Source organism: Actinomadura alba, assembly GCF_014323705.1.
Taxonomy (GTDB): Bacteria; Actinomycetota; Actinomycetes; order Streptosporangiales; family Streptosporangiaceae; genus Actinomadura_C; species Actinomadura_C alba.
Window position 1 is genome coordinate 1 of the sequence record NZ_JABVEC010000080.1, and the last position, 2285, is coordinate 2285.

Sequence of the window (2285 nt, forward strand, 5' to 3'; positions counted from 1 at the left end):
ATCTTTAGGCAGCGTGGAGTGGTGGGTTTCCGGGCGGATCTCCGGGCGGATGGCGTTCGCTGATCTCCCGGCCGTCCGGTGCGATCGCGGTGGTGGTGCCGTCCGGGTCCAGCCGGATGTCCCATCCCCAGGTGTGCACGGCGATGAGGTGGTGGAAGCTGCACAGGGTCAGCAGATTCCACAGGGCCGTCGGCCCGTTCCTGGATCTGGGGACGATGTGGTGCACCTGCGACAGCGCCGCAGGGTGATCACAGCCGGGGAAACGGCATCCTCGGTCTCGGCGCCGCACCAGCCGTTCCAACGCGGTGGGGACCGTCTTGCCGTCGGCACCGGCGTCCAGAACGATGCTGGGCCCGCCCAGCGGCCGTTCGAGCAGCCCGGTGCGGAGGTAACTGGCGAGCCCACCCGGCCCGGACAGTACCCGGATGGCCCAGCGGAGCATGCTGCGCTGCAGCCGGGCGAAGCCATCCGCAGACGAGAGGTCGGCCAAGGGATGATTCGCGGCGTCTTCGGCCGGTGCTCGGTCACAACACCGGTCGGCGCCGTCCCCACTGCCATCAGTCCTCAAGCCGTCCGCACTGCCATCGGTCCTCAAGCCGTCCGCACTGCCATCGGTCCTCAAGCCGTCCGCACTGCCATCGGTCCTTGTGCCTTCGCCGGTGCGGCCGGTAGCTCGTTTCGGGAAATGGAACGCCAGCCATTCCTCGGTCATCTCCGCCAATGCCTGAAGGTCGACGGTCGCGGTGACGGTGGGGGTGATGACCGAATCGCAGGCGAGCGCGCCGGCGAGGCCATTGCCGATCGGCCCGACTCCGTGCAAGGTCGCGCCCCCACCCAGGCCGGGCAGCGACTCTTGACCCGGCCCGTTCCCCGATCCGAGCGGCCCCCTGAAGGGCGGGTTCGGCGTTGCCGTGCCGGGACGTGGGGCGGCCAGTCCGGGCGGGAGTTCACCAGGTGTCCGATCGACCAGTAGCTCGCGCGTGGCCCGGTCGTTGTGAAGCCGGTCGCGCGCGAGCCGGGCGGCGGCGTGCTCGATCCATTCCTCTTCGGCCTGCGCCGATCCTGGGAGGGCCCGTAGCGTCTCGAGGTCGATGTCGACCTTGATCTGCGGTTTGCACCCGCCTCGTTCTGGGAGCAGTCCCGATTCCGCCAGCCGCCGCATCGCCTCGGCGAAGGCGTCGTGGCGGCGTTGGGCCTTGGTGCGGGTGTCGGCCGGGCCGGCCTTCACCGCGAGGGACTCGATGACCGTCTCGGCCAGCGCGGTCGCCTCGGCGGTCAGGTCGCCGTTGATCCGCCCGGCCCCGCCCAGGGTCTTCGACACCGTCAGATTCCGCTCGGCGTCCCTGCGCGCCTGCTGCTCTTCGGGGCCACCCGGGCAGAGTCTGCGCATGGCCGCGGTGGCGACGGTGATCAGGTCATCGATCATCGCGCCCGAAACGGCGGCCTCCACGAGAATCCGCTCGACCGCGTCGCGATCCTCCGGCGGGAACTTCTCGGTGGCCTCGGCGATCCAGCGCGCGTACGACACCGTCACCGCACCCGCGGTCAGAGCCTCGTGTACGTGCGGGTGCCGGCGAAACCGCAGCGCCCCCGCGACCTGCCCCCGCCCCGCCGCCGGCGTACACCGGGTGAACCACGACAACCACGCCCCCACCGACCGCTGCCCATCGGCCTGCGGACCGTCACTCGCCAGGAACGCCCCCACCATCCCCGAATGCGCCGCCGCGCCCTTCGCCTCGATGCGCGACCACACTTGCAACAATTCCGCCTGAACCGACACCGGCAGCGACGGCACATCCTCGGCGTTCAGGAAATCAAGCGCCGTCTCGACCATCGCCAACGCCTCCACCGCACACGACGGCGAAGACACCGGAAACCGATCGGACGCCACAGCACACTCCCCGATAAGGCGACTGGACCACTACAGGGCTTGCGATTGACAATCCAGCCCCAACCGCAGTCATAAGCTATCGCACACATGTTCGATGAACAATAGGTCCACTCATGATTCTTTCCGCCATTCCTTGATGACCAATAGGCACCATTAAGTCCATTCAGGCCAAATCGGATAATGTCGGGAGGGACATGGCTTTGGCACGAGCAGCACTCACCACCCCAAAGCGACGGCACCCGTAGCGCCGTCCACGGGTTGATCTGCATAGACGTGTGTCCGCCTGCGAGCAACCAGGTTGGAAGATCTCGGGCCACGATCTTGTGACCTGCTCTGGCGCAGGTCATCGCTCTGTGGATCTGTCCGTGAGTTCCCGTAAGTTCCCTTGGATGAC

1 protein-coding gene is annotated in these 2285 nt (G+C 67.7%); it reads right to left on the minus strand.

Annotation, left to right across the window (positions count from 1 at the left end; translation table 11 throughout):
* Window positions 1-4: 4 nt before the first annotated feature.
* Window positions 5-1834, minus strand: coding sequence for an HNH endonuclease signature motif containing protein (locus tag HKK74_RS38785; RefSeq protein WP_187248425.1), 1830 nt, complete (start codon window positions 1832-1834; stop codon window positions 5-7).
* Between the last annotated feature and the right edge of the window lie 451 nt (window positions 1835-2285).